Origin of the sequence: Pedobacter sp., assembly GCF_041662865.1 — a bacterium.
GTDB lineage: Bacteria > Bacteroidota > Bacteroidia > Sphingobacteriales > Sphingobacteriaceae > Pedobacter.
In genome coordinates this window covers 1-5,170 of record NZ_JBAZRL010000094.1, presented here as the reverse complement: position 1 = coordinate 5,170, position 5,170 = coordinate 1, and the positions used below count along the sequence as shown (strand labels likewise).

Sequence of the window (5,170 nt, the reverse complement as noted above, 5' to 3'; positions counted from 1 at the left end):
TCCCAATTTTTGATCCAGCCATAATCGATCAAGATGGAATTGTGGAATTTTTCGATGCCGATGCACCTCCTTTTAATGGAGAAAGAGCCCTGAACGTGGACAGTTTAAGTAAGTCGCCAATTAAAGGCTTAAATTTAGTTGCAGCAATCACAGTAGATCCTGAAGCAGAACTCAATGTAGTTGTAGATCCTTCAAATGGTGATATGTTATCTGTAAGAGGTGATGCAGATTTGAATGCAACTATAGATGCAAGTGGTAAAATTAGTTTAACGGGTCGCTATACGGTTACTGATGGTTCTTATAATCTATCTGTAGGCCCATTTGCTAAAAAACAATTTAAATTGGTGAAAGGGAGCACGATTGTTTGGACGGGCGAGCCGACTACTGCCACAGTAAATTTAACCGCTTTATATGAAGTGTATGCTGCGCCAATAGATTTGATCAATGAGCCAGACAACATTACTTTAAAAACCAAATTACCGTTTCAGGTTTACTTGTACATGAAAGATGAGTTGCTAAAACCAACGATTTCTTTTAAAATAGATTTACCTGAGAATGCTCGCAGTGCCAATGAAACTGTGTATACAAAATTGCAATACGTAAACAGAGATCCGAACGAACTAAACAAGCAAGTTTTTGCTTTGCTCGCATTAAACAGGTTTATTGCGAACAACCCTTTCCAAAGTCTAGCAGGTGGCGGAGGCGGTGTATCTACTTTAGCAAGGTCGAGCGTGAGCAAATTATTAACTGAACAGTTAAACAATTTGGCTTCAGATTTAATTCAGGGCGTCGACATTAATTTTGGGGTTAATTCATCCGAAGACTATTCCACAGGCTCCCTAGAACAAAAAACAGATCTTGAAGTAGGGCTTTCTAAAAAACTCCTAAATGATCGACTAACCGTTACAGTTGGAAGTTCATTTGGTATTGAAGGCCCAAAAACGCCCCAATCAAGTTCTTCAAATATCGCCGGTAATGTAAATATCGATTATCTTTTATCAGCTGATGGCAGATATCGATTAAGATTTTACAGGAGAAACCAAAATGAAGGGGTTATAGAGGGACAGATTATCGAAACTGGACTTGGTTTCACATTGGTTGTGGATTACAATAAATTTAGAGAAGTATTCCACAGCCGCAAAAAAAGAATAAGAAATCAATTAGAACAAAAGCCAAAAGATGAAAGGACAAACTAAACTTACAGTATTTTTATCGGTTTGTTTGCTCTTAGCCGGCTGCAGTGCTACTAGGCGACTGAAACCTGGCCAATACCTTTATACGGGTGCAGAAGTATTGATAAACCCCGATTCTTCAGGAAGAATAACAGATAAAAATCAGGTAAAGAAGACTTTGGAATCGAAAACTAGGCCAAGGCCAAATAAATCATTCCTTGGTTTTAAATACAAGTTATTCCTTTATAATCTAGCAGCAGACACTGTAAAGCCTAAAGGACTTGGTAATTGGTTGAAAAATAAAGTTGGCGAAAGGCCTGTGCTAATGAGCGACGTTAAAATAAAATACAACAACGATGTACTGAAAAGCTATTTAATAAGTCAAGGTTATTTACAAGCTGAGGCTTCTGGTGATACCGTGCTTAAAACAAAAACAGGTAAAGCGATCTACACGGTAAATACTGGCATCAGGTATAAAATCAATAGCATTACTTTTCCTAAAGATACTGGAACCCTTACCAATATTATTAACCAAAACAAAGAAAAAACATTATTGAAAGTCGGCGATTATTACGATCTCGACACGTATAAAAATGAACGAATCAGAATAGACAATGACTTAAAGGAAAGTGGTTATTTCTATTTCAGTCCAGATCATCTGATCATACGGGTAGATAGCACGATTGGCAAAAATTTAGTTGACATACGCGTAAATATCAAAAATATAGCACCCGATGCGGCACTAAAACCTTACACCATCAAAAACATCAATATCTATCCAAATTATACCTTGAGAAGAGATAGTATTTTAAGAAGCTTAAAACCACTTGAATACAATGATTTTAGAATTTACGACAATCGCAATACTTTTAAACCTAAACTCTTTGATCGATTGGTTTTCTTTAAAAAAGGTGAAAATTATAATCGCAGGGACCATAATCAATCACTTAACAGGTTGGTGAATGTTGGAGCCTTCCAGGATGTAAGAGCGGAGTTTCTGCCGATTGATAGTTTTAAGAACAACCAACTGGACTTAAACATTTTCTTAACTCCACTGAAAAAAAACTCACTAACGTTTTCAGTAACTGGAACAAATAAATCGAATGGTTATATCGGTTCGGAGGTAAAGGTAACTCAAACAACAAGAAACTTATTTAGGGGTGCTGAACAATTAGATGTTAGTGTAGGCGCTGGCACTGAGACCCAAGTTAGTGGAAGAGGGAATGTTGCTTCCTATTCACTATCGGCAGAAGGAAAATTAACATTCCCTCAATTTATCATACCATTTTATAAGCCGAAGTCTACTACTGCTTTCATTCCTAAAACTGTTGCTTCTTTATCTGCCCAACTACTTGGCAGAGATACCGTTTACAAACTGGTCTCCTTTAAAGCTGAACTTGGATATAATTGGAAAGAAAGTGCGCGTAAAGAACATAATTTAAATCCGATATCGGTTAACCTTGTTCAACCTACGGAACACGATTCGGCAGCTTTGGCTGCCTTAAAACTTAAAATCCCTGGGTTAGAAAATACTTTGGAAGAGCAGTTTATTATTGGTAGTAATTACAACTTTACCTATTCTAACCAATTGGAAGACAGACGAAAAAATACTACTTACTTTTTCGGTGGCCTTGAAACAGGAGGAAATCTTTGGGGTGCATTTGTATCTAAAAATGAAAATGGTAAAAAAATGCTATTTGGCGTTCCACTTACGCAGTTCATTAGGTTAGAAACGGATCTTAGAAATTACCATAAGATAAACACCAGTGGTTTAGTGTGGGCAAACAGATTAAATTTTGGATATGGATATGCTTACGGGAATAGCGCCTCACTACCTTTTGTACGTCAGTTTTTTGCTGGCGGCAGCAACGACATCAGAGCATTTAGAGCTAGGTCGCTGGGGCCAGGCACTTACGAGGTAGATCAAACCCAGACCTTTGCCGACCAAGGGGGTGACATTAAGTTAATGCTAAACTCTGAATTGCGCTTCAAAATTGCTGGACCGCTTCATGGGGCATTATTTGTTGATGCCGGAAATATTTGGTTAAGAAAAGAAGATCTAGGTGAGCCTGGGATACCGAATTCAGCACGCCCTGGCTCTAAATTTAGGCTTAGAAATGCTTTAAACGAATTAGCGGTAGGCACAGGTGCCGGCTTAAGAATTGATGCAGCCATTTTTGTCATCCGATTAGATGGAGCCTTTCCAATTCGTAAACCTTATCTTCCTAATGGAGAGCGATGGGTAATTCATAAAGTCGATTTTGGCAGCAAAACTTGGCGAAAAGAGAATTTTATTTTAAACATTGGCATTGGATATCCGTTTTAATATGATGAATCTAAGTAAGAAAACTAAGAATTTTGCCGTCCATGTATACCATTTGTTTCTTGCAGCTGGGAAAGGCTTTATGGAAGATCGTGTAATGAAATTAAGTGCGGCTTTAGCTTATTATACGATATTTTCGCTCACTCCGTTAATCATTATAATTATTTCGGCCGCCACCTTATTTTTAGGCGACAACATTGATCCAAACACTAAATTGTTTGGAGAAATTAGCAAGATGATTGGCGTTGACGCAGCCAGTCAACTCAGGGAATTTGTTAACAATGCTAACCTTTCCGGCAAAAGCTCATTTGGATTAATTGTTGGTATCGGGACTTTAATCATTGGATCAACTGCCATATTCATCGAAATACAAGATAGTATTAACTTGATTTGGAAGGTAAAAGCAGTCCCTAAAAGAGGCTGGAAAAAGCTTATTACAAATAGACTATTGTCTTTTTCATTAATTGCTTCTTTAGGCTTTTTACTTTTGGTATCTCTTGTAATAAATAGTGTTGTAGTGGGAATTGGGGGTAAATTAGAAGTATATGCGGCCAAGGTGGGGATAGAACAGGTCTCAGAAGTTTTAATGCTTATGATAACTAATGTATTAACCCTGGCAGTAGTCACCACCATCTTTGCGATTATCTTTAAAGTTTTACCTGACGTTAATTTAAAGTGGAAGTCGGCCCTAGTAGGCGCATTATTTACTGCATTGTTATTTAGTTTGGGAAAATATTTAATCGGCATTTATATTGAGAAAGGCGAACCAGGCTCTGCTTTTGGAGCCGCCAGTTCAATAATCGTAATCTTACTTTGGATTTATTATACTTCCATAATCTTATACTTTGGAGCGGAATTTACACAAGCGTATGCAGAAAAGTTCGATTCCGGTATTACTCCTTCAAAGTATGCCGTGCACTTGAAGACAATAATCGTCGAGAAAAAGGTTGCTGTGTTACCGCCGCGGCATCCAGAAGATACGGTAGATTGTCCAAAAGAGTAAACATCTCGGGTGTTATTGGCTTAATTGGGCTATTATTTTTTCCATAAGTCCCTTCTCTGAAAATGGCTTCAACACTAAGCCGTTCATTCCTGCATTGCTATAAACTTCACAGTCTTCAGCTAATAAGTCGGCTGTTACCCCTAAAATAGGGATGTTACGTTTTAATGCATCTTCATGTAATCGAATGGCTTTTGCGAGGTCTACTCCAGTCATTATTGGCATTTGGATATCAGTTAGCACCAAATCATATTGATTTTGCCGAAATAACTTAAAAGCTGCATGACCATCATGGGCAACATCGGTAATTATCTTATATTTAGCAATTACTGTTTTGGCTAGCAGCGTATTTAGCAGGTTGTCGTCTACCCATAAAATACGTTTACCAATTAGGTTTTTCAAATCGAGCTGCTTACAGTCCTGAATTTCCAAGATTATCTCATCACCAATTTCATAGGGAATAGAAAAACCAAATATGGAACCCCTTCCTAACTCGCTTTCTACGGTAATTTTTCCATCTTGGAGTTCGACAATGTTTTTGCAAATAGCCAAACCCAAGCCTGTTCCCTGTTGTTTAATTTGAGTGGGCATATAGTCAACCTGTGCAAATTCGTCAAATATCATCGCTAAATCTACCTCCCTAATACCTATTCCTGTATCAATGACCGTTACATT

The 5,170-nt window shown here is 37.8% G+C and carries 4 protein-coding genes; 3 read left to right on the top strand and 1 reads right to left on the bottom strand.

Annotated features, from left to right (window positions below; translation table 11 throughout):
- The 3 genes from WC622_RS16380 to WC622_RS16370 all read left to right on the top strand — a co-directional run.
- On the top strand, positions 1-1,196 hold a 1,196-nt coding region (locus tag WC622_RS16380; protein WP_372820767.1), incomplete at its 5' end, for a translocation/assembly module TamB domain-containing protein.
- On the top strand, positions 1,180-3,498 hold the full coding sequence (locus tag WC622_RS16375; protein ID WP_372820766.1) for a BamA/TamA family outer membrane protein: 2,319 nt from the start codon (positions 1,180-1,182) through the stop codon (positions 3,496-3,498). The genes WC622_RS16380 and WC622_RS16375, both read left to right, overlap by 17 nt.
- Positions 3,476-4,498, top strand: a complete 1,023-nt coding sequence (locus WC622_RS16370) for a YihY/virulence factor BrkB family protein (protein ID WP_372820765.1) — start codon at positions 3,476-3,478, stop codon at positions 4,496-4,498. Before WC622_RS16375 ends, WC622_RS16370 begins: the two co-directional genes overlap by 23 nt.
- Before the next feature lie 12 nt (positions 4,499-4,510).
- On the opposite strand, the gene WC622_RS16365 is transcribed toward WC622_RS16370, so the two are convergent.
- Positions 4,511-5,170: response regulator (locus WC622_RS16365; RefSeq protein WP_372820764.1), on the bottom strand; the 660-nt coding region annotated here is incomplete at its 5' end.